Origin of the sequence: Spiribacter salinus M19-40 (assembly GCF_000319575.2) — a bacterium.
Classification (GTDB): domain Bacteria; phylum Pseudomonadota; class Gammaproteobacteria; order Nitrococcales; family Nitrococcaceae; genus Spiribacter; species Spiribacter salinus.
The window spans coordinates 922,742-949,275 of the sequence record NC_021291.1; the positions used below are offsets into that span (position 1 = coordinate 922,742).

Consider the following 26,534-nt stretch of genomic DNA (forward strand, 5'->3'; position numbering starts at 1 on the left):
ATGAGCCATCACAGCCACCCCGGCCTTGCGCGCCTGCAACCCTATCCGTTCCAACGCCTCCGGGCGTTGCTGGAGGGCGTCGAACCCCCTGCCGGGGTTACGCCTGTTCCGCTGTCGATTGGTGAGCCCAAGCACCCCGCCCCTGATTTCATCGCCGAGACCCTGCGCCAGGCCATCGACTCGAGCATCGGCCGCTACCCGGCAACCCTGGGTAGTGCGTCACTGCGCGAAGGCATCGCCGAGTGGCTCACCCGGCGCTTTAATCTGCCATCGGGCGGCATGGATCCCACCACGCAGGTGCTCCCGGCCGCCGGTACACGCGAGGCCCTGTTCGCCGTTACCCAGGCCCTGATCGACCCGGCTCAACGCCCGGGCGTGATCATGCCCAATCCGTTCTATCAGATCTATGAAGGCGCCGCCCTCCTCGCCGGGGCCGAGCCGATCTACCTGAACACCGATCACGCTTCGGATGAACTGCCCGACATTGACCGGATTGATGCAGCCACCTGGCGCCGCTGTGGCCTGATTTATCTGTGTAGCCCCGGCAATCCCAGCGGGCGCGTACTCCCGCAAAGCTTCTGGGCCCGCCTTTTCGAGCTGCAGGACACCCACGGCTTCCTCATCGCGGCCGACGAATGCTATAGCGAGCTCTACCGGGATGAAGCCGCGCCACCGCTGGGCCTGCTGGCCGCCTGTCAGGCTGCCGGACGACCCGATTACAGCGGCTGTCTCGTTTTTCACAGTCTGTCCAAGCGCTCTAATGTTCCGGGCTTGCGCTCGGGGTTCATCGCCGGTGACGCACAACTCATTCGTGACTTCACGGCCTACCGAACCTACCAGGGCTGCGCGCTGCCGCTACACACCCAGCAGGCGAGCCTCATGGCCTGGCAGGACGAGGCCCACGTGCGGGACAACCGGGCGGCTTATCGAGCGAAGTTCGAAATCGCCAGCCGCTTGTTGCAGGACGTCGTCCCCTATCGCGAGCCCGAGGCCGGTTTTTATCTCTGGTTACCCGTGCCCCGTGGCAACGACGAAGCATTTGCCCGCGATCTCTACGCGGCCACGGGCGTCACGGTTCTGCCCGGGCGTTATCTCTCGCGGCCCACCGCCGCGGGTGACCCGGGGGCGGGCCGAGTTCGCCTGGCGCTGGTGGCAGAGACAGGCATCTGCGAGGATGCCCTCGGGCGCATTCGCCAATTCATTGAACAGACCGACTGACGGAGACCCCCCATGGCCGCGATCCAGAGCATTATTGAGACCGCCTTTGAGCAACGCGACGAACTAACCCCCGAGAGCGCCCCGACGGAGGTTCGTGAAGCGGTCGAACAGGCCCTCGGTCAGCTTGATCGCGGTGATGCACGGGTCGCTGAAAAGGTGAACGGCCAGTGGCAGGTCAACCAGTGGCTCAAAAAAGCCGTGCTCCTGTCCTTCCGGCTGCAGCCCAATACGCGGATACGCGGCGGCGCGACCGATTACTACGACAAGGTCCCGCTCAAGTACGCCGACTACAACAGTGCCGATTTCGCAGTGGACGGCGTGCGTGTGGTGCCACCGGCGGCAGCCCGGCGTGGCGCGCACATTGCTGCCGGTGTTGTCTTAATGCCCTCGTACGTCAACATTGGCGCGTATGTCGATACCGGCACCATGGTGGACACCTGGGCCACCGTTGGCTCCTGTGCCCAGATTGGCCGCAACGTGCACCTGTCGGGTGGTGTGGGCATTGGTGGCGTGCTGGAGCCCTTGCAGGCCAATCCCACCATTATCGAAGACAACTGCTTCATCGGCGCCCGCTCCGAGATTGTCGAGGGCGTGATTGTCGGCGAGGGTGCGGTGATCTCCATGGGCGTGTACATCGGCCAGAGCACCAAGATCTATAACCGCGAGACGGGCGAAGTCACGTTTGGCGAGGTGCCGCCGGGTGCCGTGGTTGTCTCCGGTAGCCTACCCGCGGCTGATGGCAGCCACAGCCTCTACTGCGCGGTGATCATCAAGCAGGTGGACGCCAAAACGCGCGCCAAGGTCGGGATCAACGAGCTGCTGCGCCCCTGATCATGCACGGCCAACCGCTCGCCCTTGCCGAGGCGCTGATCGCCCGGCCCTCCATCACGCCAGACGATGCCGGCTGCCAGGCCCTGCTCGCCGAGCGCCTGGCGGCCCTCGGCTTTGCCCTCCATTCACTGCCTCAGGGTGAGGTGAGTAACCTGCTGGCGTTGCGCTCACCCGACAGCGCCGGGGCCACGGATTCCAGCACACCGCTGCTGCTTTTTCTGGGCCACACCGATGTCGTGCCCACCGGCCCGGTAGAGGCCTGGCAGAGCGAACCGTTTACACCAAGCATTCGCGACGGCCGCCTCTACGGCCGTGGTGCGGCCGATATGAAAGGCAGTGTGGCGGCGTGGGTAACGGCCTGTGAACGGCTGCTTGAGTCAGAGGCCCTGGGTGGCCTGCGCCTGGGGATCCTTCTGACCAGTGACGAAGAGGGCCCGGCAAACGATGGCATTCGTGCGATCGCCCCAACACTCACGGGGCTGACGGGGCCAATCGATTGGTGCCTGGTCGGCGAGCCCAGCAGCGAGCACACTCTCGGCGATACCATCCGCATTGGTCGGCGGGGGTCACTCAGCGGCACCGTGACCGTCACCGGCCGCCAGGGTCATGTTGCCTACCCGGCACTCGCCGATAATTCGCTGCATCGACTGACCGCTCTCCTCGCCGAGCTTGTCGCAGAAGAATGGGATCATGGCACCCCGGCCTTTCCCCCAACAACACTGCAGGTCACCGACATCGACGCAGATACGGATGCGAGCAATGTCATCCCCGGCGAGTCGAGTGCACGGTTCAACCTGCGCTTCTCGCCCGCCTCTACAGCGACCGAGCTGCAGGCCCGCATCACCGACATCGTGCATCGACATGCCCCCGGCGCCCGCATCGACTGGCACCTCTCAGCGGAGCCCTTCTCCAGCGAGCCAGGCGCCCTGCGCGAGGCCATCACCACGTGTGTTGAAGCACAGCTCGGCCTGACGCCCCAGGGCAATACGGCGGGTGGCACGTCTGATGGACGGTTTATCGCGCCCCTTGGCGCTGAGGTGGTGGAGATCGGCCCGGTGAATGCCAGTATCCACCAGGTCGACGAATCCATCGACATCGCAGAACTGGAGGCCCTGAGCGAGCTTTACGAAGCGATTATTCGCCGCCTTGCGGCGAGCCCGAGCGCTCAGCTGCGCTGATCAATCGCCGTGCTGCGGCGCATCCACTGTGCCAGGCCCCCTCAATCCGGCCATCCGACACCCAGTCGCCCGCACACAGGATGTCCTCATGCTCAAGATAGCCGTCCGCTGCCTTGAGCGCGCCCCGTGCGCGTGCAAAGCGCCAGCGGTGAGCGACGCGCTCGGCAATCGCCGGTGGGCGTCGCAACAGATCACCAAAGGCCTGGGCAAGGAATTCACTCACCGCCTCCGGCGACCACTCAATGTTCGCCTCACTCCAGGCGGCCGTCGCGTGCAGTATCCAGATCTCAGGCAAATGCGGGCGATCCGGGCGTGAGCCGGCACGTGCCACCCATCCCAGCGGCCCACTGCTCGGGAAACCGGCGTCAAAATCAACCTCAAGTGGACGCTCCAGCACCAGACCGACCGACCAGCATGGCTGCATGTGAGCGGCAGCCGCCTCCGTTGCTAGCCGCGGACTCGGCTCTGCCAGCAAGGATTGACTCTGGGGCGCCGGGGCGGTCAGGAGCACCTGATCAAACTCCCCCAGCGTTTCGCCCGTGCGCTCTCGCAAGACCCACCCGGTGAGCTCCCGAGTGATTTCACTGACCTGTACCTCGGTGTGCAGATCAAGCCCATCGCTCAAGTGTTTGGCCAGGGATGACATCCGCGGCACCCCCACCAGACGGGTCTCGGGCCGCGCGGGCTGTCGCTCAGGCAGGACGACCGGTGTCACTGACCAGGGCAGAACAACGCCTGCAGCTTGCCATTCGGCCACAACCGCCTGGAACGCGGGGTCCCGCGCGGTGAAATACTGTGCCCCCAGATCGATCGAACCGTGCTCAGTGCGCTTGCTGACGGTCCGCCCGCCCGGGCCCCGGCCTTTGTCATACACGACCGCCTCGATGCCGGCGGCCTGCAGCGTACGCGCTGCCGCGAGTCCCGCGATGCCGGCGCCGATAATCGCTATGCGCATGACGGTCTCTCTATCGGTCGAATCCGCTCAGGCGCTCAACCCAAGCACGTCTTCCATGTCGAAGCGCCCCGCGGACTGATGAACCAGCCAACCCGCGGCCCGCAGGGCGCCACGCGCAAAAGTGTCCCGGCTTGATGCCCGATGGGTCAGTTCGATGCGCTCGCCCTGGCCCGCCAGCATCACGGTGTGTTCGCCCACGATATCGCCGCCCCGCAAAGTCTGAAAACCAATCGCACCCACCGGTCTTTCACCGGTGATTCCGTCTCGACTGCGCACCGACTGCTCCGTCAGGTTGACGCCACGGGCCGCCGCTACCGCCTCGCCCAAGGCAAGGGCCGTGCCGGACGGCGCATCTTTCTTCAGCCGATGATGCGCCTCTAGTATCTCGACATCATAATCATCGCCAAGTGCCCCGGCGGCCAGCTCGGCGAGGCGGCGCATCAGTGTTACACCGCTGCTGTAGTTTGCCGCCTGGACAATCGGAATATGTGAAGCCGCGCCATCGAGCGCCGCCTCCGCCTCGGCATCCAACCCCGTGGTACCGATGACAATGGGGGTGCCAGCGCTGACAGCCGCCTGCAAGTTGTCCTCAAACGCCGCAGGCAGTGTGAAGTCGATGAGCACATCAACCGCTGCCGCCGCCGCCGCGAGATCATCCGTCAGCGCGATATCCAGTGCGCCAACGCCCGCGAGCACCCCAGCATCGCCGTCCAGCTCAGCATGCCCTGGCCGCAACGTCGCCGCCCCCAGGGTCAAGCCCTGTTCGTCTGCCAGCGCAGCAACAAGCGCACGGCCCATGCGCCCCCCGGCCCCGAGAATTCCCACGGTGGTCATATCAGAACTTCATCCCTTCAAAGAACTTCTTCACCGAATCCAGCCAGGAGCTACCCCGCGGGTTATGGTGCTCACCGCCATCTTCCAGTGTCTCGGCGAGCTCTTCGAGCAATTCCTTCTGCCGTCCGGTGAGATTCACCGGCGTCTCGACACTCACCCGGCACAGCAAATCGCCCTGGGCACCCCCCCGCACGGGCTTCACACCCTTGCCACGGATCCGAAAGACCTTACCGGACTGCGTGCCACTCGGCACCCTGAGCGTCACCCGCCCATCCAGCGTCGGCACCTCGATTTCGCCACCCAGTGCCGCTGTCGTGAACGCGAGCGGGATTTCGCAACGCAGATCAGACCCGTCACGCGTGAAGATGGGGTGAGGCTTAACAGCCACCTCGACGTACAGATCACCGGCGGGGCCACCCTGCTCACCTGGCTCCCCTTCGCCACTCAGCCGGATTCGGTCACCGGTATCCACACCCGCCGGAATGCGAACGTTGAGCGTTTTCTGATCGGGGACAGTGCCATTGCCGCCGCACTGCACGCAGGGATCAGCGATGACCTCCCCGGTGCCGCTGCAGCGCGGGCACGTTTGCTGGATCGAGAAAAATCCCTGCTGGACGCGTACATCACCATGCCCATGACAGGTTGGGCAGGTCTCCGGTGTGCTGCCGGGTGCGGCGCCACTTCCATCGCACGCCTCACAGCGCACCTGCGTCGGAATGCGGATATCCCGCTCAACGCCCTCGACCGCCTCCTCCAGGGAGATCTCCATACGATAGCGCAGGTCCGCTCCGCGAAAGGCCCGGCCGCCCCCGCCGCGGCCACCACCAAAGATATCGCCAAAAACATCCGAGAAGATGTCGGAGAAGTCTGCGCCGCCGCCACCAAAGCCGCCGCGACCGCCACCACCGGCACTCGGATCCACGCCGGCATGCCCGAACTGGTCATAGGCCGCGCGCTTTTGCCCGTCGCTGAGCACCTCGTAGGCCTCTTTGGCCTCTTTAAAGCGGACTTCCGCGTCCGTATCCCCCGTGTTGCGATCGGGGTGATACTTCATTGCCAGGCGTCGATACGCCTTTTTGATATCGCTCTCAGAGGCGTTCTGGGATACCCCGAGGATCTCGTAATAGTCGCGTTTCGCCATGGTGCCCGTACTGTTCGAATTGGTTGCAGGTTAACCGGCGCGGCCGCAACGGCAAAGGCGCAGCGACCAGCCACACCGTCACTCGGTGGGTAGCCCACTGCGCCCTGCCTGGCGAAGCCCGCTTCGCCGGCCGCGGTTACTTCTTGTCGTCGTCCTTCACTTCCTCGAACTCGGCGTCGACCACATCGTCCTGATTGGCAGACTCACCCTCACCCGAGGCCTGCGCGCCATCGCCCGCGCCATCGGCACCACCGGCATCCTGATAGAGCTTCTCGGCAAGCTTGCCAGAGGCCTCCGCCAGTGCCTGCGTCTTGGTCTCGATGGTGTCCTTGTCGCCATCCTTCATGGCTTCCTCAACCTCGCCGATGGCGTCTTCAACGGCCTTCTTCTCCTCGTCAGAAGCCTTGTCACCGACCTCCTCGAGGCTCTTGCGCGCCGCATGAATCAGGTTATCCGCCTGGTTACGCGCCTCGACAAGCTCACGGGCCTTGCGGTCCTCCTCGGCGTGCGACTCGGCGTCGGTGACCATCCGCTCGATCTCGTCCTCGGATAGGCCACTGGAGGCACGAATCTGAATCGACTGCTCCTTGCCGGTGCCCTTGTCACGGGCCGTGACATGCAGAATGCCGTTGGCGTCGATATCAAAGGTGACCTCCACCTGCGGCACGCCCCGCGGTGCGGGCGGAATGTCCGACAGATCAAACTTGCCAAGCGACTTGTTATCCGCCGCCATCTCACGCTCACCCTGGAGCACATGCACGGTCACCGCGCTCTGATTGTCCTCAGCCGTCGAGAAGACCTGATTCGCCTTGGTCGGAATCGTGGTGTTCTTCTCGATCAGCTTGGTCATCACGCCACCGAGCGTCTCGATGCCCAGCGACAGCGGGGTCACGTCGAGGAGCAGCACGTCCTTGACGTCGCCACCCAGCACACCGCCCTGAATTGCGGCGCCAATCGCCACCGCTTCGTCGGGGTTCACATCCCGGCGCGGCTCTTTGCCAAAGAAGTCCTTCACCGCCTCCTGGACCTTGGGCATGCGGGTCTGACCACCCACCAGAATGACCTCGTCAACCTCGCTTGCCTTGAGCCCGGCGTCATTCAACGCGACCTCGCAGGGCTTGATCGTGCGACTCACCAGGTTCTCAACCAGGCTCTCGAGCTTCGCCCGCGTCAGCTTCAGGTTCAGATGCTTCGGCCCGGTCTGATCCGCCGTGATATACGGCAGGTTGACCTCGGTCTGCTGGGCGGAGGACAGCTCAATCTTGGCTTTCTCAGCCGCCTCTTTCAGTCGCTGCAGGGCAAGCCGGTCACTCGACAGATCAATGCCCTGGTCTTTCTTGAACTCAGCAACGAGATAATCAATCACTGCGCGGTCAAAGTCCTCACCGCCAAGGAAGGTGTCACCGTTGGTGGAAAGCACCTCGAACTGATGCTCACCCTCAACCTCGGCAATTTCGATGATCGACACGTCAAACGTGCCGCCACCAAGGTCGTAGACCGCCACCTTGCGATCACCACCCTTTTTGTCGAGACCATAGGCGAGCGCGGCCGCCGTGGGCTCGTTGATGATGCGGTTGACCTCAAGGCCGGCAATCCGCCCGGCATCCTTGGTCGCCTGACGCTGTGAGTCGTTGAAGTACGCCGGCACCGTGATGACCGCCTCGGTCACCTCTTCACCCAGATAATCCTCGACGGTGCTCTTCATTTTCTGGAGCACGCGGGCCGAGATTTCCGGTGGCGCCATTTTCTTGTCGCGCACCTCCACCCAGGCGTCGCCGTTGTCCGCTTTGACAATGCTGTACGGCATTTCCTTGACGTCGCGCTGGACCACGTCTTCCTCGAACTTGCGCCCGATCAGCCGTTTGATGGCGTGCAGCGTGTTCTCCGGGTTGGTGACCGCCTGGCGCTTGGCGGCAGCCCCAACGAGCACCTCGCCATCTTCACTGAATGCCACGGTCGATGGCGTGGTCCGATCACCCTCGGCATTTTCGATAACCCGAGACGACCCCCCTTCCATGACGGCGACGCAGGAATTGGTCGTTCCCAGATCGATTCCGATGATCTTGCCCATGATTAATCGCTCCTCAAAAACAAATTCAGTTCATTGCCTGAAGTGTAGGCAGGGGCAGGATTTTTCAACCCTCGCCGCCGTTTTCTTCCGGTGCCTTGGCGACAATGACCATGGCTGGACGCAACAGTCGCTCGCCTAGGCGATAGCCCTTTTGCACAACATTCAGCACGGTATTCGGCTCAGCATCGGCGGCTGGCTGCGCCGCCATCGCCTCGTGACAGGCCGGATCAAATCGCTCGCCTTCCGGATTGATTTCCTCAATACGGAATTTCTCGAGGGCCTGGTTGAACATTCGCAGCGTTAGCTCCGAGCCCTCCGCAATCTGGGTGATATCCGCCCCTTCTGAGCGCGCGGTCTGAACACCCATTTCAAGGCTGTCCTTAACCGCGAGCAGCTCACCGGCGAGTTTCTCCAGCGATTGCTGCCGGGCCTGTGCAACGTCTTTTTCGGCGCGCCGGCGCAGATTCTCCATCTCAGCCCGCGCCCGCAGGAACTGATTCCAGTTCTCTTCGGCGCGCGCCTCGGCCTCGGCTAGGGCCGTCTCCGTATCCGGCTCGCCCTGCTCAGCCTGCTCGGCCGCTTCTGCCGGCTGCGCTTTAGCCTGCTCTGCGGCTTCTTCCTCGTCGTTCGACGAGTCCTTGCGCTTGTCGTCCTCGTTCATCGTGTTCTCCGAAAATTCAGTGCGTACCCGTCCCTGCCGGGTGATGTGGGGTTCAATGTCCGGTTTTCAAGGCATGCCCCAACAGTCGAGCCGTAACATCCACAATCGGGATCACCCGGTCATATTCCATGCGGGTTGGCCCGATCACGCCGAGGACGCCCAGCACTTCGTCATCCGTCTGATAGGTCGAAGTCACCAGACTCACGCCATCAAAGGCCCGGTAGCCGGACTCTTGGCCAATAAAGATCTGCACCCCGTCCGCGGAGAGCGAGCGATCGAGCAGATGCAGGATGTCGCGCTTGCGGCCGAACGCATCGAACAGCTCCTTGAGTTTCTCGACGCTCGAGAGCTCGGCGAAGGTCATCAGGTTGGTCTCACCCGCCATCACGAAATCGTCACGGGTCTCGTCCTGCTCGCTGAAGACCTCCCGGGCCACGGCAATGGCCGAGGTCATCAGTGTGTTCATGTGCTGCTGATCAGCTTGCATCGCCTCCAGCAAACCGCGGCGGACATCACCGATGCTCTTACCCGTGAACTCGGCACTCAGATAGTTCGAGACCTGCTGTAACTCCGCGGCGCTGTAATCGCGATCCGCCTCGATCACGCGGTTTTGCACTTCGTGGTCGTTGAGAACGAGGATCGCGAGAATGCGCCGCTCGCTCAGTGGCAAGAACTCGATGTGGCGAATCGCCCCGGCATCGCGCTTTGGCAGCATGACCACGCCTGCGAGATGAGTCAGGCCCGAGAGCAGATTCGAGGCGGAATCCACCAGGGAGTCGGTATCCTGCCCACCATCGAGGCGGATTCGCAGGCTCTCCGCGTCGAGCCCATGAGATGAGCGCACCTTCAGCAACGAATCCACAAAAAAGCGATAACCCCGATCTGTCGGGATACGGCCGGCCGAGGTGTGCGGTGACTGCACGTAGCCCGCATCCTCAAGATCCGCCATCACGTTGCGGATGGACGCCGCGCTCAGGTCCAACCCCGCGTCCCGTGTCAGTGCTCGGGATCCCACGGGCTGACCATCGCGGATATAGCGATGGACAAGCGCCCTCAGCAGGTGCTGGGCACGCTCGTTCAGCGGCGCCTCGGCCGATCGCTGAGCCATGTGAACCTCCGTGGATTTAGCACTCCCGTGGCTAGAGTGCCAAACGAAGCTAACAATGCCCTCCATGGCTGTCAATTTGCGGACAGCATGCTACTTTGGGCGCCATCCTGGAGGGGGGCCGCATGCAGCCGTTCCAACGCATTGCCATCACCGGCAAGCCCAATGACACCGCGGTTATCGACACCATCGGCCGGCTGGTTCGGCACCTGGAGTCCCGCGATCGCGCCGTACAGATCGACGCCGGCATGGGCACGCACTTGCCCGGCGTCCCGGCCCATGCACCGCTCGAGCAGCTGGTTGGCGACATTGACTTGCTCATCGTTGTGGGGGGCGACGGCACCCTTCTGCATGCCGCCCGGCGTATCGCGACCAACGACATCCCCGTCCTGGGGATCAACCGTGGCCGACTCGGCTTTCTGGTCGATGTCTCTCCTGACCGATTTGACGAGATCGACGCTGTACTCGATGGCAGCGCCATTGTGGACGAGCGCCTGATGCTTGAGGCACGCATCGTCCACGAAGGCGAGATTGTTGCCCGTTCACTCGCCCTCAACGAGGTAGTACTTCAGAAGTGGAACACCTCTCGGATGATCGAGTTCGAGACCTGGATTGATGACGAGCCGTGTAACCGCCATCGCTCCGATGGCTTGATCATTGCCACACCCACCGGCTCAACCGCCTACGCCATGTCCGGCGGCGGGCCCGTCATGCATCCGGGGATCAACGCCCTCGCCCTTGTCCCCATCTGCCCTCATACACTCAGCAATCGGCCCTTGGTGGTCAGTGCGGACAGTCGGGTTCAGGTCCGCCTCGAACAGGCGGCGATCGAGCACGTGCATGTGAGCTGCGACAGCCAGGCGGATTTGGGCCTGACTGAAAGCGGCTGGGTTGAAATTGCCGCTTCCCCTCACCGTTTGCGACTTGTGCACCCACCCGGACACCGTTATTTCGATATCCTCAGGGCGAAGCTGCGCTGGGGAGACACCACACCACCATGCTGAACGAGATCGGGATCCGCGACTTCGCCATCATCGAGCGTCTGGAACTGTCACTGTCCAACGGCCTGAGCGTGCTCACCGGCGAGACCGGGGCGGGCAAATCCATCCTGCTGGATGCCCTCGGCCTGTGCCTGGGTGACCGGGCTGATACCAACATGGTGCCCCCGCATGCCGAGCGCAGTGAGATTCATGCCGGCTTTGACGTCAGTGACGCGCCGCGGGCAAGGGACTGGCTAGAAGCTGAGGACCTGGCAGAGGACGGCGAATGCCTGCTGCGCCGCGTCATTCACAGCAATGGACGCTCTCAGGCCTGGATTAATGGCCGCCCCGCAACCCGGGCACAGCTCGAAGCGCTGGGTCAGCGGCTGGTGGGTATTCACGGCCAGCATGCCCACCAGGCCCTGGCCCGCGCCGAAGTGCAGCGAAGAACCCTTGATGGCTACGCCGCCCATCCCAGCCTGCTCGAGCCTGTCGCTACACTGCACGGCCAGTGGCGGGCGATCGTCAGCGAGCGCGCCGAACTGGCGGGGGGCAGCGACGATCACCAGGACCGCATTGCCCTGCTGCGCTATCAGCTGGAAGAGCTGGACGCCGCGGCGATCAGTGAAGCGGCCTTTGCCGAGCTCGAGCGTGAGCAACGGCGCCTGGCTGGAGCTGAGCAGATCCTGGGGGCCTGTCAGCGCAGTCTCGACTGGCTGTATGACGGCGACAACGCCGCGCAAAGCTTGTTAGCCGCTGCCGAGCGCGAGCTCGCCGAGCATCTGGATACCGATGCCGCCCTTGGTGAGGCGACTGAGCTTTTCGCCACAGCCCAGGTCCAGCTCCAGGAAGGCTGCCAGACCCTGCGGCATTTTGCTGATCATCTGGAAATGGACCCGGCCCGGCTTGCGGAAGTGGAACACCAGCTCAGCACCCTGCACGACCTGGCCCGCAAGCATCACGTCGAGCCGGAACACCTGGCCGAACACGCCGAACAGCTTCGTGGCGAACTCGAACGACTGGAATCTGCAGACCAACGTTTGATCGAGCTTGCCGAGGCGCAAGCACAAACCGAAAAAGCCTATCGCGAGGCCGCCGAGCAGTTGACGGCGTCCCGTCAGAGCGCCGCCGACGGGTTAATGGCCGAGGTCAACGCCACCCTTGCCGAACTGGGGATGCCTGGCGCAGCCTTGCTCATCCGCGTCGAGCCTGACCGCGAGGCCGAACCTGCCCGCCACGGCCAGGACCAAGTCCGCTTTGACGTGCGCACCAACCCCGATCAGCGCCCTGGGCCCCTGAACCGCATCGCCTCGGGTGGTGAGCTCTCACGCATCGGCCTCGCGCTGGAAGTAGCCACCGCACACACCGCTGAGCTCCCCTGCCTGATTTTTGACGAGGCCGATGCCGGTATCGGCGGCGCGGTGGCCGAGGTCGTCGGGCGTAAGCTGCGTGCCCTTTCCGAGCACCATCAAGTGCTCTGCATCACGCATCTACCCCAAGTCGCCTCCCAGGGCCGCCATCAATTACAGGTGGAAAAATCGCAAGACGCTGAAGGGCGCACGACCACGCAGGTGCGTCATCTTGCTGATAGCGAGCGAACCGAGGAGATCGCCCGCATGCTGGGCGGGGTCGAGATCACGGATCAGACCCTCAGCCATGCGCGGGAGATGCTGGAGCGCGCGGGCTAAGTCAGCTCGAGGCCTCAGCCAGGCGCTGCTGGCGGGCGGCTTTGGCACATTCCGGGCAACGGCCGTAGAGAATCAGCGAATCACTCATCAACTCATAACCCGCCACCGCGGCCACATCGGCCTGGCGCTGCTCGATAATCCGGTCCTTGAACTCCTCTACCCGGCCGCAATCCACGCAGACGAGGTGGTCATGCTGGATACCGGAATTCAGCTCGAAAACCGCCCGATCCCCATCGAAGTTGTGGCTGATGACGATGCCGGCCTCTGCGAACTGCGTTAATACCCGATACACCGTCGCAAGCCCGATATCCTCGCCGGCCTCGTGCAAGCGCTGATACACCTCCTCAGCAGACAGATGCTCCCGCGCCCGGCCCGCCAACATGCGCAGGATACGGAGGCGCGGCATCGTGACTTTCAGTCCGGCGCGGCGCAGTTCGTCCGACTCCTGACTAATCTCCCAGGGGACGTGCCCAGGTCGCGTTGGCTGAGTTACCATGCATGCTCCTGTAACCGGTTCGAGGCGGCCTGTTTACAATGATTCCAGTATACACCGGCGTGCGCGCAGCAACATTGCTTTTGATCATGGCCAGTCTGGTTGGCTGTGCGGGCACCATCGATCGCCTGCCGATCGTCTACAAACCTGAGCTGCGTCAGGGCACAGCCATCACCGAAGCTGCTGTCGAGCAACTTGAGGCCGGCATGTCGCCGCGTCAGGTGAGATTTTTGCTGGGCCCGCCCACGATTGAGGATCCTTTCAGCGAAGGCCGGTGGGATTATCTGTACGAGGTGGAACCACGCAGCAGCGATCTTGAGCCTGTCTCTCGACGGCTCACCGTTTACTTTGACAACGAGCAGGTAGTCGCTGCCGAGGGCAGCTTCATCGAAGACGGGCATCCGCTGCACAACAGCCGATAAGCCGACCATTTGCTAGCGCCTGTCGCGCTGCGCCTTGGCCCGCGCCCGCCGCTGGGCCTTCGGATCAACCTGTAAAGGCCGGTAAATCTCCACCCGGTCGTTCTCAGCCAAGGGTGTCTCAAGCGGCACGATTCGCGAGAAAACCCCCACCGACTGGCGTGTGAGATCAATCTCTGGACACGCCTCGAGAAGACCCGAGGCGATGATGGCCGCTTCCACGCTCGTCCCCTCCGCAACCTCGACCGCCACGAGATGCTGGGTATCCGGCCGGGCATAGGCCACTTCCACACGCATGGCGCCGCTGACTACCCGCGGCCGTAGACGGTATTGGCCCGTCGCACAAACGAATCGACCAATGTGCCTGCCACTTGCGTGAAGACCCGGCCGAACGCGGCGCCAAGCAGCCGGCTCGAGAACTCGAACTCAAGATCCACCGAGACTTTACAACCACCATGACCCAGCGGCTGGAAACGCCAGAACCCCTCAAGCTGACGAAATGGCCCCTCCACCAGACGGATCTCGATCATCTTGCCGGGCTGGCGGCGGTTGCGCGTCACAAAGGATTTCTCAAAGCCTGCCTTGGAGAACAACAGCTCGCCACAGACCATGTCCTCGTTGCGCTCGATCTCGCGCGAGCGCTTCACCCACGGCAGGAACTCCTGGTAACTGCGAACATCGTCGACCAGGTCAAACATCTCTTCGGCCGAGTGTCGGACCAGGGCTGATCGTGAGACCGTGGTCATGTGGCAGTCAGGCTCCATGGCAAAACAATGACAACGGCCAAGATTACCAGAGAGTTGCCCTGCGCTCATGGCTGTTAGAATGCCGCAGTGAGCAAGAAAGCCGGCAAAAAGAAACACACAGGCGATAGCGCGAGCATTGCGATTAACCGCAAGGCCCGCTTCGAGTTTTTCGTAGAAGAGCGCTTCGAGGCAGGACTCGTCCTGCATGGCTGGGAGGTCAAGAGCCTTCGGGCTGGTCGGATTAACCTCTCAGAGGCGTACGTCATCTTGCGCAATGGCGAGGCGTACATCATTGGCTGCAGCATTCCACCGTTGCCAACGGCCTCCACACACGTCAACCCGGACCCCACCCGCACCCGCAAACTGCTCTTACACCAGAGCGAGCTTGCCAAACTGGTGGGCGCCACCGAGCAGCGTGGCTACACCATCGTGCCGCTTGACCTGCACTGGTCACGGGGCAAGGCCAAGCTCAGCATCGGGCTCGCGAAAGGCAAGAAGCAGCACGACAAGCGCGCTGATAAAAAAGAGCGCGACTGGCAGCGTGAGCGGGCCCGCATCATGAAGCACGAGGTCTAGACTTCTCGCGGATCCTGAACGGGTATATTCTGTCTATTCACGTACTGGGGACGACATGGCTTCGACGCAGGTCGCGAAACTCCAGGTGCATGCCGAGGATGTCACTCAACCTCGTTAATCATGTGACAAAAAAGATAGTTGCCAACGACGACAACTACGCACTCGCGGCCTAAACACCCGTGAGCTGTCCGCACCTCATCGCCTGTGGTGGGTGTTAGGACAGGCATATTACACAGGCTAGCCCAGCGGGGAGCCCGGACTCGCTCGGCGAAACATAACGGGATCGTGGTTGCTGCACCCTGGCCGTTGGGTTGGTGACCACTAAAAATAAAAACGGCGCTAAGCATGTAGACCCTGGGGCGGAGGTCCTTCGGACGCGGGTTCGATTCCCGCCGTCTCCACCAACACCCCTTAAACCCCGCCCTGGCGGGGTTTTTTTATGTCTGTACTCGGGTTACAGCACCTCCTCGGAGGTCTGGGCAAGGCGCGAGCGCTCGACAGTGCGGAGCGTGACATGACCCGCATGCGGCCAGAAGAGGAATCGCTCGACCAGATAGGCCAGTCCGCAGGTCGACGGGGTGAGATACGGTGTATCAATCTGGCCAACATTGCCCATAAAGATCAATTTGGTATTACGCCCAGCCCGCGTTGCCAAGCTCTTGACCTGCCGAGGCGTGAGATTCTGCGCCTCATCAATGATTAACAGGGTATCGGTGAACGTCCGCCCGCGCATGAATCCCATCGATCGCATCTGCACGCGGGATTCAAGAAAATGCCGAGCGGCGGTTGAGACATTCTCGTCCTGAACGCGCAGCAGTTCGTTGAGGTTATCCTGAAAGGCGCCCATCCATGGGTTCATCTTCTCCTCTTCCGTGCCAGGCAAAAAACCGATCTCCTCACCCATCGGTGTGGTCTCTCGAGTAATCACCACCCGCTCGAACGCCCGCTCGTCAAAAACCAGCGATAAGGCAGCCGCCATCACGATGAACGTCTTCCCCGTGCCAGCGGCACCCGCAAGACTCACCAGATCAATGGTGTCATCCATGAGCAGGTTCATCGCAAAGTTCTGATGGGCATCCCGTGCATTCACGCCCCAGAGATTGCGGCCGTTTCGGTAGCTCGAGCAGGTCTCAACCTCGGCTTCACGGTCATCATGGCGCCGGACAATCGCCTCAAACCCCTCGTCGTCACGAACCAGCATGCCCGGATGCCACTCAGCCACCGCATCGCCTCTTACCGCATAACGCGGACGCCCCGAGGCGCTCTCACCACCCAACTCATAGGCCTCGAGGTCACCCCAGACCCGACCCGTCCGCCAGACGCCATCGCTCATGGAGTCGCTGTCGCGCAGCACGCTGTCGTGGCGATAGTCCTCTACACGAAGATCAAGCGCAGCCGCCTTGACCTGCAAGTTGACGTCCTTGCTGATCACAATGGGCGTTGATGAGGAAGGCGCCTGCCCTGCGGCAATCGCCGCGGCCAGAATGAGATTATCCGGCGTGGCTTGATGGAATGTGTCGCTGTTCGACAGATCCGGTGTCGGCAGGAACCGCAGGGTTCCACCCACACCACTGGCCTTGTGGATAGGAATACCGGCATGAACCTCGGCCGGGCTATGCCCCTCGAGTAGCTGGCTCAGGTTTCGGGTGGCCTGCCGCGCCGAGCGGGCCGTGTCAGACCGACCGGTTTTCAGTCCGTCCAACTCTTCAAGAACGGTCATCGGGATAAGCACTTCGTGCTCGTCAAATTTCAGAACGGCGGCGGGGTCATGGATGAGGACGTTGGTGTCAAGGATGTAGGAACGTCGGGCACTCGCATTGAGTGGCTGAATCATGGTCGGCACTCCGTTATAAGGGTCCGTTTCAAAACCATTTCCAGCCTATGGCGGAAATGCGACAGCCTTATTGCGGTATCACCGGGCCCGTCAACTTAGACGCGATAGCGCGTCTGCCACATGCACGCCCGAGAGCAAGGCACTCTCGCAACTGCCCATCCGGGCCGCTGTGCTGATGTAATCACCGCAGAAGGCGACCCGAGCGTCCGGGCAGACCGACAGCGCCGCCGGCAACGGCTCACCCTCGGGAAACGCGTTACCCCACCGGTGCAGTAACGGCCCGAACGCGCACTGCGATCGCTCAATCGCAGGCAGCCCCGGAATCTCGGCAAGCGCTGCGAGCATCTCCTCAATGAGCCCATCCTCGCGGGTGGTGTCCGAAGCGGCATCGCCAACCCGCGCGGCACTCGATGACGACCCGTGAACCCCGGCATTGTCCCGGGCATAGGCGGTTGTCGAGTGCAAAACAATCGCACAACCCGAGTCACCACAGGGCTGTATCGACACCTTTGCGAGCACACTATGGCCCTCGATGAGGCCATCATTAAAGCCGAGACGCTGCCAGTGCGCGGCGGCCTCGCCCGTGCAGTAGAACAACACGGTCAGTACCGGGGCCGCCGTTTGCTGCCCGATGCACTCAAGGGCCGCATCCAGGCGGGGATCCTCCAGCGCTGATGTGGCTTGAACCAGCGGCGCTTCACCGCCAAACGTGTCCGACCAGCGCGGGTGCGCCACACCGCTCCCAGCGACGACCAGCCAGTCCGCCCGTCCCACCTCGTCCTGGCTCTTGTCCGTCAGCACCCACGGCGCCCCCTCATCCTCACCGCGGGCCAGGCCTCTGACCATCGTTGAATACGCGGACACGATCGGTGAGAGAACGGTGTTATCGCGATCTCGTAGAAGCCTGTCAGCGAACTCCGCCATCTCGCCATTGCCCCCGGTGATTAACGCTTCGCCGTTACCGGCCTCGCGCGGGCGGAGCTCGCCCGTTTTGCCATCAATCAACACGCGGTCACCGAGATAAGGGGCAACGGCGTCGCCGAGCGAGGACAATACGGCCAACCCCTCCGGCGTGGAGATGTCCGCATAGGGCGCACCATGATTGATCCGCAGTTCGGGAATCGCGCGTGTTTTTCGGGTGGAGGCGCGTCCGCCAGGGCCCCGGCCAATCTCATAGAGCGTGACGCGACTCAGTGCCTCTGGCATTGACAATGCCAGCCCTCTCGCCGCGGAGGCACCGGCAATGCCACTGCCAATGATGGCGACACTGAGGCCATCGCGATTATGGGGGCCGTTCGAGGAAAGCGACATGGACTGGGCTCGCTGCAAATCAATCCTGCATGCTAGCTGACCTCGACCGCTAAAACGAAGGCTTCAACTGGTCAGTCTGCGGGAACCGCCTCCAACTCGCCTGTACTGACGTTGTACACAAAGCCACTGATCGCCTGGCCATTGGGGAGATACGGGACGGCTTTCAATCGGCGGATCGACTGACGGACATCTTCGTAAGGGTCATCAAAGGCATCCAGCGCGAAGGCCGGCCGATGCCCGGTCTCTTTCTCGACCTCAGCTTTCACGGCATCATCCTTGAACGTGACCATGCCGCAGTCGGTGTGGTGAATCAGGACAATCTCGGTGGTGCCGAGCAGCCGCTGAGAGATCAGCAGTGAGCGAACGACGTCGTCCGTGACCACGCCACCTGCATTCCGAATGACATGCGCTTCGCCAAGCCCGAGGCCAAGCAGACGATAAACATCCAGCCGCGCATCCATGCAGGCGACGATCGCAACCTGACGCCCAGGCGGCATGGGCAGATTACCCTGATCAAAGTCCCGGGCGTATGCGTGATTCGCTTCAACAAACTCATCGGCTCGACTCATGACGGTAAGCTCCTCGCTATCTTGATTGATGCGTGACCGTATCAGTCGGCGCGCTTTCTGATTAATACCGAGTTTTCATGACGTTAGTCGCAAAGGGCGCAAGCCTGCTAATGCGAGGCGCCGGTCCTGACGGCCCTACTGACCTTTCGTCCGCAGCGCGCCCCGACCGCCATCGACCGGAAATACCTGACCGGTGATCCAGCCCGCGTCAGGGCTCAGCAGAAATGCCGCTAACGCCGCGTGGTCGTCCGCTGCACCAACCCGCTTCAGCGGATGGGCCGCGGCGAGTGCCTCCGCCATTGGCTCGCTGGACAGGAGCTGACTGGCAATGCCTGTTTCGCTAATGCTCGGGGCAATGCAGTTGACCCGCACGTCCGGGGCCAGGTCGGTGGCCAGTGACCGCGCCAACGCTTCGACGCCCCCTTTGGCCGCAGAAATCACTGCGTGGTTACCAAAGCCCTGTTCGGCGGCAACCGTGGAGAACATCACGACACTGCCCTTCGCCTTTTTAAGCGCCGGCGCGGCGGCCTGCACCGCCAGTGCTGCGCCCACCGTATTCAGCCGGTAGCAATCGATCAGATCCGACGCGTTGATGCTCTTGAGCGGCTTTAACACGATATTCCCGATGCAGTAGGCGAGCCCAGCAAGCCCCTCCTCCGTCTGCGCCGCGTCGACCGCGGCCTTAATCGAATCGCTATCCATGACATCGCAACTGACCACGGTCCCGCCCGTTTCTTCAGCGAGCGATTCGATGCTCGATGGCTCGCGTGCCGATAGCGCCAGCGGATAACCCGCGGCCGCCAGGCGCCTCGCCAGCGCCTCACCGATCCCGCCGTGGGCGCCCATGATAAAAAACGGTGCAGTCATTACCTTGCTTCCTATTCGCGGATGTACCGGATCGGACACCGATAGCCCAGCGGAATTCACGCCAACGCAGGGCGATTCGATAGAATGGCGGGATGACTGAAGAACTGCACGAGTGGGCCCGATCCCTCGATACGCTGCTTGATCAGACCTGGAAGCGCCTGGCGCGCGGTGTCGCCGATCGGCGCGCCCCGGCTCGGCACCCGACGCTCGCCACGGTTGATCACGCCGGCCTGCCCCAGGCACGCACGGTCGTGCTGCGCAGCGCCGACCCGGACACCGGGCAACTCCGCATTTACACGGACCGCCATGCCGACAAGGTCGATGACGTGCAGGCTCACCCGTTTGCTGCCGTGCATGTCTGGGACAATGTCGCCCACCTGCAGATGCGCCTTGGCGCCGAGGTGGAGATCCTCACCGGCGAGACGCTAGCACCCGTGTGGACACAGCTCACCGACCACGCACGCAGCTGTTATGGCTTCCACCCGGCCTCAGGCGGCGCCATCGCTGATGGACTGGCTTACGAGAAATGGCCCGATCTCACCGCCTTCGCCGTGCTCGAGCTCACCATTAAGCACATGGACATCCTGCACCTGGGCTATCAGCACCGCCGTGCGCGCTACCACCGCGGCGATGGGTGGGCCGGGCAGTGGGTCGTGCCCTAGCGCGCTCGGCCTACTCAGCCGGCATCAGCGGCTGACTCTAATTTACATCGAAGCAGTGGGAACTCTCGGTAACTGCCCCGGTCGGGAGAAAAGTCACGTAGGATCAACGCTTGCGGGTTACACCCCTTTTTCACACACTGCATAGAGCGTTTTATATGTCTGAAGCCCAAGCCTTTGCCGCCCACTCCGAACAATCCGGCCTCGCACCGTTCACCCTGGAGCGCCGCGCGCTCCGCCCCGATGATGTCGCCATCGACATCGACTACTGCGGGGTTTGCCACACCGATATCCACTTCGCGCAGAACGACTGGGGCATGACGCAGTACCCTGTTGTTCCTGGCCATGAGATCGTGGGGCGAGTGTCAGCGGTCGGCGACGCGGTGACCGGCTTTAGGCCTGGCGATGTGGTCGGCGTGGGCTGCATGGTCGATGCCTGCCGGCAGTGCGAGCCCTGCCAGGAGGGCCTCGAGCAGTACTGCATCGAGGGCCCTACCCTCACCTACAACGGCCAGGATCGCCACGACCATTCCATCACCTTCGGCGGTTACTCCGAGGCCATCGTGGTGAGCGACCGGTTTGTGGTGAATATCCCCGAGCAGCTGGACCCGGCCGCCGCGGCACCCCTGCTTTGCGCCGGGATCACCACCTACTCGCCGTTGCGGCACTACGGTGTCAAGGCGGGCGACAAGGTTGGCGTGATCGGCATGGGTGGCCTTGGCCACATGGGCATCAAGTTCGCCAAGGCGCTGGGGGCGGAGGTGACCGTGTTCACCCGCTCCGAGAACAAGGTGGATGAGGCGAAGTCGCAGGGTGCTGAGCACGTCATCGTGTCTACCGACGAGGCCCAGATGGAAGCCGCGGCTGGCTCGTTTGACTTCATGCTCGACACCGTTCCGGTGCAGCACGACCTCAACCCCTACCTCGCGCTACTGCGCCATGATGGCACGCATATTCTGGTGGGGCTGGTGGAGCCCATCGAGCCCGCCCTGCACGCCGGCAGCCTGATCTTTGGCCGTCGCGTTCTGGCCGGGTCGCTTATTGGTGGCATGCCCGAGACGCAGGAAGTGCTGGATTTCTGCGCCAAGCACGACATCACCTGCGATGTGGAAATGCTCGATATTCACAACATCAATGCCGCCTACGAGCGCGTTAAGCAGGGTGATGTGAAATATCGGTTTGTCATCGATATGGCCACGCTGAAGGGCAATGGCTAAGGGATTTGGCAGTGAGGATGCGGCGCAGGACGAAATCGAAAGCGCCGTGAACGACGCCGTGCGGCGGGCGCAGAGCGCCCTGCCGCAGGGCGTCAGCCTGACTCACTGCGAAGCCTGTGACGCCCCGATCCCTGAAGGCCGGCAACAGGCCATGCCAGGTGTACGCCTATGCGTTGCCTGCCAGGAGGCTGAAGACCAGGCTCAGGCCCACACCAGCGGTTACAACCGCCGCGGCAGCAAGGACAGTCAGCTGCGCTAGCGGCTCAGGCCGGCTGCGGCTCCCGCCCGGCACCCCGCGCCTCGGCAATGAACTCCACCACCATATGCGGCACCGTCAGCGCCGCCAGGCCCACAAAGATCACCCGCAGCAGCACGGCATCCGCCGGCAGGCCAACCAGAAAGGGAATGGCCGCAATCGCCAGGGCGTACGTGGCCAACGTGGTTGGCGCAACCGCACGCAGCTTCTCTCCCCAGCTCTCAAGACCCAGGTCCCGAGACGCCACCTCAAGATGCCGCGGGCTGTGCAAAAAGCACCAGTAGGCGATGAAATACGCCAGCGGATGCAGGAGCCAGGCGCCAAGCACCAGCAGCAGAGGATCGCGCCAGTCGCTGAGCTGCCGAGTGGAATGCGTCACAAGCCCGGTTAACAACAACGCACCCCCGAGCGCCAGCGACCACGGCGCCGCCTGAACGATGAACCCCGGCTGCGTGCTGCCAAGCATTTCAAACAGCGGCACGACCACCTCGGGCTGAAACACCACCGGCAGCGAGACAATCCACAGCCCATAACCCGAGCCGCCGATTCGCCCGATGCGGGCCGCGACGTCATCACCGAAATGCACGGCTGAGTACAGTAAAAAGACGACCAGCGCGGCATCCGGCGCCTGCCACCACACCGCCAGCACCACAGCACTGAGCGCCATGTACGCTGCAAAAAAACCGCCAAGGCGCAGCGGGCTTTGCAGTGGCAGATACCGCTTCGCCACCGCCGTATCGAGACTGCCATGCGGCAGGCCCAGAAAAGCGGTTGCGACCCCGAGGACGGTATACAAAGGCCACTGCCCCGGCAGCAGAGAGACCCCCACGGCCAGCAACAGCCCGATCGGAAACAGCCAAAAGGCCGGCGGACGCTCAACGGTTTCCATGACGCATTCTCCCCAGGCAGTGAGTCACGATTGCATTGGCGCCAACATAGCAGGGGGTTGGGGGTTACGCCGCTCAAACCCGCGGCTTGCTTGATCCGGATCAGGTCTTGCGATCTGTGGCTCAGCGCATGGTGCAGAAAAGCGCAAGTCAGGATAGGATCGCGTGAATAATTTCAATAACGAGGAGGACACCATGAAAAAAACCACCCTTCTGGCGCTGATCAGTGCCGCACTCATGGCACTGACATCCGCCCAGGCGTTTGCGCAGTACAAGGATGAATACACGGTCTCGACCGTGCTCCCAACGCCCTTCCCCTGGGGTGAGGCCGCCGAGCGCTGGGCCGATCTGGTCGCCGAGCGCAGTGACGGCGAGATCAACTTCAAGGTCTACCCCAACGCCGAGTTGGTCAGCGGCAATCAGACCCGGGAATTCCCGGCGCTGCGCAGTGGCGTGATCGACTTTGCCATTGGCTCGACCATCAACTGGTCACCCCAGGTGCCGGAGCTTAATCTGTTCTCGCTGCCCTTCCTGATGCCCGACTACGAGGCCATTGATGCACTCACACAGGGCGAGGCCGGTGAGATGGTGTTCGAGGCCGTCCGCGGCAAGGGCGTGGTGCCGCTGGCCTGGGGTGAGAACGGCTTTCGCGAGCTCTCCAACTCCAAGGGTGTGATCACCGAGCCCTCGGATCTTGAGGGCATGAAGATCCGTGTCGTGGGCTCACCGCTGTTTGAGGACACATTCAACGCCCTGGGCGCCAACCCGACACAGATGAGCTGGGCGGATGCCAAACCCGCGCTCTCCACCGGTGCCGTTGACGGCCAGGAAAACCCGCTTTCTGTCTTTGATATCGCGAACATCCACGAAGTGGGCCAGACCTACCTGACGCGCTGGCACTACATGGCCGACCCGCTGATCTTTGCGGCCAACCGCAACATTTGGGCGAGCTTCAGCCCCGAGGATCAGGCGATGATCGAGCAGGCCGCGATCGATGCAGGCCTCTGGGAGATCGAGGGGTCGCGCTCGGCGGTGCCCTCACTGCGAGAGAGCATTGAGGGCCACGGCGTCACCGTCACCGAGCTCACCGATGCGCAGCGCACGGCCTTCCGTGAGGCCACCGCCAGCGTCTACGAAGAGTGGACACCGGTGATCGGTGAAGACCTGGTGAACACAGCCCGCGAGGCGATCGCTGATCGTTAACCCACGCTGATCATCTTTTCATGAAACGAGAAATCGACCAGCGGCACGCGTCACCCCGCGTGCCGCTGGCCATTGAGAAAGCCATTATCGCCGGCGCGCTGGCACTGATCTGTCTGATCAGCTTTGCCAACGTGCTGGTGCGCTACTTCACGGATTTCTCCTTTGCCTTTACCGAGGAGATTTCCGTTTTCATGCTGGTCATCCTGGCCTTTTTCGGCTCGGCCGTTGCCTTTGCCCGCGACGAGCAGATCCGCATCAGCTTCTTTCTTGAGCGCATGCCAACGCGTGTGCGCTGGGCGGCAACGCTCACCACGCTCATCGCCAACCTGACGATCTTCGCGCTGGTGGTCTGGTTTGGCGGGCGCTTCGCCTACGAGGAGTGGCTTTTCGATGCCACAACACCGGGGCTGGGCATTCCCGCCTGGTGGTATTCCATCTGGCTGCCCATCGCCGCGCTGGTCATCATTGCCCGGCTGATCGGCCGATTTCAGCGCCAGGTCCGGCAACAGGTGCCGGACTGATGGCCCCGGAATTGCTGATCTTTGTGGTGATGGCCACCGCCATCGTGATCGGCACGCCCATCGCGACCGCGCTCGGTATCGCTGGGGTGGCGGGCATTGTGGTGGGACTGCCCCCCGCCATGCTGGCCACGCTGGGCACCAACACCTTCAACGCCATCGCCAAATACCCGCTGGTCGCCATTCCGCTGTTTGTGCTGACAGGCATTATCTTTGAGCGATCCGGCGTGGCCGCCAGCCTGGTCGAATTTGCGCGCGCGATTGTGGGCGTGCGCCGGGGCGGGCTTGCCACGGTGGCCGTGGTGGTCTGCATGATCATGGGCGGCATGTCCGGCTCGGGCCCGGCCGACGCCGCCGCCGTGGCCACGGTGATGATCCCGAGCATGATGCGCGCGGGTTACCCCAAGGCCTTCTCCTCGGCGGTGATCGCGGCCTCCGCCTCAACCGCCATTCTGATCCCGCCCTCCGTGGCGCTCATCATCTACTCCATCCTGGTGCCGTCGGTGGATATTCGTGCCCTCTTCGCGGCCGGCCTCCTCCCGGGGTTCGTGGCCGGCGGCGCGGTTTTGCTACCGGCCCTCTGGCTCTCGCGGCGACATCATTTCGAATCCGGGGAGTCGGAGGCACGACCGGATCTTAAAAAGGCGTTTGTACGCGCCCTACCCGCCCTGTTCGCGCCCGTGCTGATTCTTGGCGGGCTGCGCAGTGGGCTTTTCACCCCCACCGAAGCCGCTGTCGTTGCCGTGGCCTATGGGCTGTTCATCGGCCTGGTGGTCTATCGCAATCTCAGTGCCCGGGCCATTTATTCAGCCCTTGTCGATGCCGCGATGATGTCCGGCATCATACTGCTCATCATCTCGATGGCCGGTATCTTCGCCTGGGCAGGCAGTACGCTGGGGGCTTTCGATCAGGCGGCCGAGGCGGTCCTGTCCGTGTCTGATCATCCGGCTGTCGTGCTCTTTTTGGTGCTCGTTTTCCTGATCCTGATCGGCATGGTGCTGGACGGGGTATCCATCTATATCATTCTGATCCCGATTCTGATGCCCATCGTGAGCGCCTTCCAATGGAACCCGGTGTGGTTCGGCATCGTAATGGCGATGACCATCGCGATTGGTCAGTTCACGCCACCGGTGGCGGTTAATCTGCTGGTCACTTCACGCATCGCCGGCGTCAGCATCGAATCCACCCTCGGTTGGACGCTGTGGTTCGTGTTGAGCATGATCGTGGCGCTCGCCCTGATCGTGCTGTTCCCCGCCATTGCCCTGTGGCTGCCCGAGGTGCTGGGTTACCGGGTCTAGCGGTATTGCGCGAGCGCCTGGTTCAAGCGCTCGACGAGCTCTTCACGCAAAGCCTGGGGGGCGGTGACCTCGACCTGATCCCCCATGCCCAGGAGCCACCAGCGAAGCTGGGCGGTGTCGGGGACGGTGGCGGTAATCCGTCGCCGCCCGTCCTGGGCATTCGTTATGCGCTGATCGGTGCTGAGCGGCGTTTCCTCGAGGTGCACGGCCGTCTCGGCGGTGACCTGTAATTCAATGGCGAGGGGCTCATCACTGAGCTTGAAGTTGAGCCCGCCGTGGTTCACGTAAGCGGATAGATCGAAATCCGCGGGGCGATGCACGGGTTGATCGAGACCCTTGGCCTCCAGGAACCGGTGCATGGCCAGATGCACCACGTCGTCCCGGCCATTGCGCTGGCAGACGAGATACACCACCCCGTCGCGGAAAACGATACCCAGCGGGCTGATCACATAGTCACGCGTTTCCCCGTCATAGCGGCGGTGATAGCGCGCGCGGAACTGGCGGTCATTAAATAGCCCGTCATAGACCGTGTGCAGGATCTCGGGGTCGATCGCCGGCGGGATAAGGCTTTGGCCGCGGGTGATGGACTGGATCTTTTCCGGCCAGGCGCTGACCGGGCTGGGCGTCTCAGCGAGCACCTGCTCGGCCTGCCGGAAATAAGGCTCAAGCGTGCTGCGGGTAGACGGTGCCATGAGTCGGCCCGAAAAATGTTCAGCCAGCTTAAAGGCCAGCGCCGTTTGCGGCTCCATGCCGGGGATGTCCATTTGACCTGCATCCCGGTCCCAGCACCAGCCGTGGGGCCGAGAGCGGTCATCCTGCATCAAGCCGAAGATCTGGCCAGACAGGCGCATCAAGTCCCGCTGAACGGTCCGCTCAGTGGTCGGATAACCCTGATCCTTCAGGTAAGCCAGCAGCTCACGGACAGTAATCTTTCTCGGATGCCGCGGAATACGCCGCAACATAACCCAATGGCGCAACAGCGTGTCGGTCATCGCGATTCCATCCGTGAATCGGTTTCT

At 62.7% G+C, this 26,534-nt stretch carries 28 protein-coding genes and 1 other RNA gene; 14 read left to right on the forward strand and 15 right to left on the reverse strand.

All coding sequences use genetic code 11. The features are described 5' to 3' along the window. The 3 genes from dapC to dapE are packed head-to-tail and all read left to right on the forward strand — an operon-like array spanning position 1 to position 3,227. Entirely contained in the window at positions 1–1,218 is a 1,218-nt protein-coding gene (gene dapC / locus SPISAL_RS04605) for a succinyldiaminopimelate transaminase (protein WP_016353304.1), read from the forward strand. A gap of 12 nt (positions 1,219–1,230) precedes the next feature. Beyond that, positions 1,231–2,049, forward strand: coding sequence for a 2,3,4,5-tetrahydropyridine-2,6-dicarboxylate N-succinyltransferase (gene dapD / locus SPISAL_RS04610; protein ID WP_016353305.1), 819 nt, complete (start codon positions 1,231–1,233; stop codon positions 2,047–2,049). A gap of 2 nt (positions 2,050–2,051) precedes the next feature. Next, a complete protein-coding gene (dapE, locus tag SPISAL_RS04615) occupies positions 2,052–3,227 on the forward strand; it encodes a succinyl-diaminopimelate desuccinylase (protein ID WP_016353306.1) in 1,176 nt (391 codons plus the stop codon). On the opposite strand, the gene SPISAL_RS04620 is transcribed toward dapE, so the two are convergent. From SPISAL_RS04620 to hrcA, 6 genes are all read right to left on the reverse strand, one after another. Further along, positions 3,184–4,182 carry an NAD(P)/FAD-dependent oxidoreductase gene (locus tag SPISAL_RS04620; protein ID WP_016353307.1) on the reverse strand — a complete coding sequence of 333 codons (999 nt, stop codon included), beginning with the start codon at positions 4,180–4,182 and terminating at the stop codon, positions 3,184–3,186. The genes dapE and SPISAL_RS04620 overlap by 44 nt on opposite strands. A 27-nt stretch (positions 4,183–4,209) precedes the next feature. After that, entirely contained in the window at positions 4,210–5,016 is an 807-nt protein-coding gene (dapB, locus tag SPISAL_RS04625; RefSeq protein WP_016353308.1) for a 4-hydroxy-tetrahydrodipicolinate reductase, read from the reverse strand. 1 nt (position 5,017) lies between these two features. Next, complete coding sequence (dnaJ, locus tag SPISAL_RS04630; protein ID WP_016353309.1) at positions 5,018–6,157, reverse strand: molecular chaperone DnaJ; 1,140 nt, start codon at positions 6,155–6,157, stop codon at positions 5,018–5,020. Between the two features lie 136 nt (positions 6,158–6,293). Next, complete coding sequence (gene dnaK, locus SPISAL_RS04635; RefSeq protein ID WP_016353310.1) at positions 6,294–8,228, reverse strand: molecular chaperone DnaK; 1,935 nt, start codon at positions 8,226–8,228, stop codon at positions 6,294–6,296. 64 nt (positions 8,229–8,292) lie between these two features. Then, positions 8,293–8,889 carry a nucleotide exchange factor GrpE gene (gene grpE, locus SPISAL_RS04640; protein WP_016353311.1) on the reverse strand — a complete coding sequence of 199 codons (597 nt, stop codon included), beginning with the start codon at positions 8,887–8,889 and terminating at the stop codon, positions 8,293–8,295. 52 nt (positions 8,890–8,941) lie between these two features. Beyond that, the gene (hrcA, locus tag SPISAL_RS04645; protein WP_016353312.1) at positions 8,942–9,997 is read right to left on the reverse strand and encodes a heat-inducible transcriptional repressor HrcA; all 1,056 of its coding nucleotides are present in this window, start codon (positions 9,995–9,997) and stop codon (positions 8,942–8,944) included. Positions 9,998–10,119: 122 nt separating this feature from the next. Between hrcA and SPISAL_RS04650 the strand changes: the two genes are divergently transcribed. Next, entirely contained in the window at positions 10,120–10,998 is an 879-nt protein-coding gene (locus SPISAL_RS04650; RefSeq protein ID WP_016353313.1) for an NAD(+) kinase, read from the forward strand. Further along, positions 10,992–12,662 (forward strand): DNA repair protein RecN, encoded by a 1,671-nt coding sequence (recN, locus tag SPISAL_RS04655; RefSeq protein WP_016353314.1) that lies wholly within the window; start codon positions 10,992–10,994, stop codon positions 12,660–12,662. The genes SPISAL_RS04650 and recN overlap by 7 nt, the downstream gene beginning before the upstream one ends. Before the next feature lies 1 nt (position 12,663). Here recN and fur read toward each other — a convergent pair whose 3' ends face one another. After that, the gene (gene fur / locus SPISAL_RS04660) at positions 12,664–13,158 is read right to left on the reverse strand and encodes a ferric iron uptake transcriptional regulator (RefSeq protein WP_016353315.1); all 495 of its coding nucleotides are present in this window, start codon (positions 13,156–13,158) and stop codon (positions 12,664–12,666) included. Positions 13,159–13,196: 38 nt separating this feature from the next. Here fur and SPISAL_RS04665 point away from each other — a divergent pair, with 38 nt between their 5' ends. Further along, entirely contained in the window at positions 13,197–13,577 is a 381-nt protein-coding gene (locus SPISAL_RS04665) for an outer membrane protein assembly factor BamE (RefSeq protein ID WP_016353316.1), read from the forward strand. A 12-nt stretch (positions 13,578–13,589) separates the two neighbouring features. Here the strand turns inward: SPISAL_RS04665 and SPISAL_RS04670 are convergent, their stop codons facing one another. Beyond that, positions 13,590–13,871, reverse strand: coding sequence for an RnfH family protein (locus SPISAL_RS04670; protein ID WP_016353317.1), 282 nt, complete (start codon positions 13,869–13,871; stop codon positions 13,590–13,592). An 11-nt stretch (positions 13,872–13,882) separates the two neighbouring features. Next, entirely contained in the window at positions 13,883–14,320 is a 438-nt protein-coding gene (locus SPISAL_RS04675) for a type II toxin-antitoxin system RatA family toxin (protein ID WP_016353318.1), read from the reverse strand. Positions 14,321–14,407: 87 nt separating this feature from the next. On the opposite strand from SPISAL_RS04675, the gene smpB reads away from it, so the two are divergent. Together smpB and ssrA are read left to right on the forward strand one after the other, a co-directional pair. Continuing rightward, on the forward strand, positions 14,408–14,896 hold the full coding sequence (gene smpB / locus SPISAL_RS04680) for an SsrA-binding protein SmpB (protein WP_016353319.1): 489 nt from the start codon (positions 14,408–14,410) through the stop codon (positions 14,894–14,896). Positions 14,897–14,942: 46 nt separating this feature from the next. Beyond that, positions 14,943–15,300, forward strand: a transfer-messenger RNA (tmRNA) gene (gene ssrA / locus SPISAL_RS08820). A 50-nt stretch (positions 15,301–15,350) separates the two neighbouring features. Here the strand turns inward: ssrA and SPISAL_RS04685 are convergent. From SPISAL_RS04685 to SPISAL_RS04700, 4 genes are all read right to left on the reverse strand, one after another. Next, positions 15,351–16,730 carry a PhoH family protein gene (locus SPISAL_RS04685; protein WP_016353320.1) on the reverse strand — a complete coding sequence of 460 codons (1,380 nt, stop codon included), beginning with the start codon at positions 16,728–16,730 and terminating at the stop codon, positions 15,351–15,353. Positions 16,731–16,820: 90 nt separating this feature from the next. Continuing rightward, on the reverse strand, positions 16,821–18,041 hold the full coding sequence (locus tag SPISAL_RS04690) for an NAD(P)/FAD-dependent oxidoreductase (RefSeq protein ID WP_016353321.1): 1,221 nt from the start codon (positions 18,039–18,041) through the stop codon (positions 16,821–16,823). Between the two features lie 71 nt (positions 18,042–18,112). Then, positions 18,113–18,610: a beta-class carbonic anhydrase gene (locus SPISAL_RS04695; protein ID WP_016353322.1), complete on the reverse strand. Its 498-nt coding sequence runs from the start codon at positions 18,608–18,610 to the stop codon at positions 18,113–18,115. Positions 18,611–18,745: 135 nt separating this feature from the next. Further along, positions 18,746–19,477 (reverse strand): SDR family NAD(P)-dependent oxidoreductase, encoded by a 732-nt coding sequence (locus SPISAL_RS04700; protein ID WP_016353323.1) that lies wholly within the window; start codon positions 19,475–19,477, stop codon positions 18,746–18,748. 92 nt (positions 19,478–19,569) lie between these two features. Between SPISAL_RS04700 and SPISAL_RS04705 the strand changes: the two genes are divergently transcribed. From SPISAL_RS04705 to SPISAL_RS04715, 3 genes are all read left to right on the forward strand, one after another. Next, the gene (locus tag SPISAL_RS04705) at positions 19,570–20,139 is read left to right on the forward strand and encodes a pyridoxamine 5'-phosphate oxidase family protein (protein WP_016353324.1); all 570 of its coding nucleotides are present in this window, start codon (positions 19,570–19,572) and stop codon (positions 20,137–20,139) included. A gap of 155 nt (positions 20,140–20,294) precedes the next feature. Next, positions 20,295–21,353 carry an NAD(P)-dependent alcohol dehydrogenase gene (locus tag SPISAL_RS04710; protein ID WP_016353325.1) on the forward strand — a complete coding sequence of 353 codons (1,059 nt, stop codon included), beginning with the start codon at positions 20,295–20,297 and terminating at the stop codon, positions 21,351–21,353. After that, positions 21,346–21,612, forward strand: a complete 267-nt coding sequence (locus SPISAL_RS04715) for a DksA/TraR family C4-type zinc finger protein (RefSeq protein WP_016353326.1) — start codon at positions 21,346–21,348, stop codon at positions 21,610–21,612. The genes SPISAL_RS04710 and SPISAL_RS04715 overlap by 8 nt, the downstream gene beginning before the upstream one ends. Before the next feature lie 4 nt (positions 21,613–21,616). On the opposite strand, the gene SPISAL_RS04720 is transcribed toward SPISAL_RS04715, so the two are convergent. Next, positions 21,617–22,498, reverse strand: coding sequence for a Brp/Blh family beta-carotene 15,15'-dioxygenase (locus tag SPISAL_RS04720; protein ID WP_016353327.1), 882 nt, complete (start codon positions 22,496–22,498; stop codon positions 21,617–21,619). A 193-nt stretch (positions 22,499–22,691) separates the two neighbouring features. On the opposite strand from SPISAL_RS04720, the gene SPISAL_RS04725 reads away from it, so the two are divergent. The 3 genes from SPISAL_RS04725 to SPISAL_RS04735 are packed head-to-tail and all read left to right on the forward strand — an operon-like array spanning position 22,692 to position 25,515. Beyond that, positions 22,692–23,699, forward strand: coding sequence for a DctP family TRAP transporter solute-binding subunit (locus tag SPISAL_RS04725; protein ID WP_041389632.1), 1,008 nt, complete (start codon positions 22,692–22,694; stop codon positions 23,697–23,699). Positions 23,700–23,719: 20 nt separating this feature from the next. Next, a complete protein-coding gene (locus SPISAL_RS04730; protein WP_016353329.1) occupies positions 23,720–24,220 on the forward strand; it encodes a TRAP transporter small permease in 501 nt (166 codons plus the stop codon). Continuing rightward, complete coding sequence (locus SPISAL_RS04735) at positions 24,220–25,515, forward strand: TRAP transporter large permease (RefSeq protein WP_016353330.1); 1,296 nt, start codon at positions 24,220–24,222, stop codon at positions 25,513–25,515. The genes SPISAL_RS04730 and SPISAL_RS04735 overlap by 1 nt, the downstream gene beginning before the upstream one ends. Here SPISAL_RS04735 and SPISAL_RS04740 read toward each other — a convergent pair. Beyond that, complete coding sequence (locus SPISAL_RS04740; protein ID WP_016353331.1) at positions 25,512–26,507, reverse strand: helix-turn-helix transcriptional regulator; 996 nt, start codon at positions 26,505–26,507, stop codon at positions 25,512–25,514. The two genes, SPISAL_RS04735 and SPISAL_RS04740, sit on opposite strands and share 4 nt — an antisense overlap. Between the last annotated feature and the right edge of the window lie 27 nt (positions 26,508–26,534).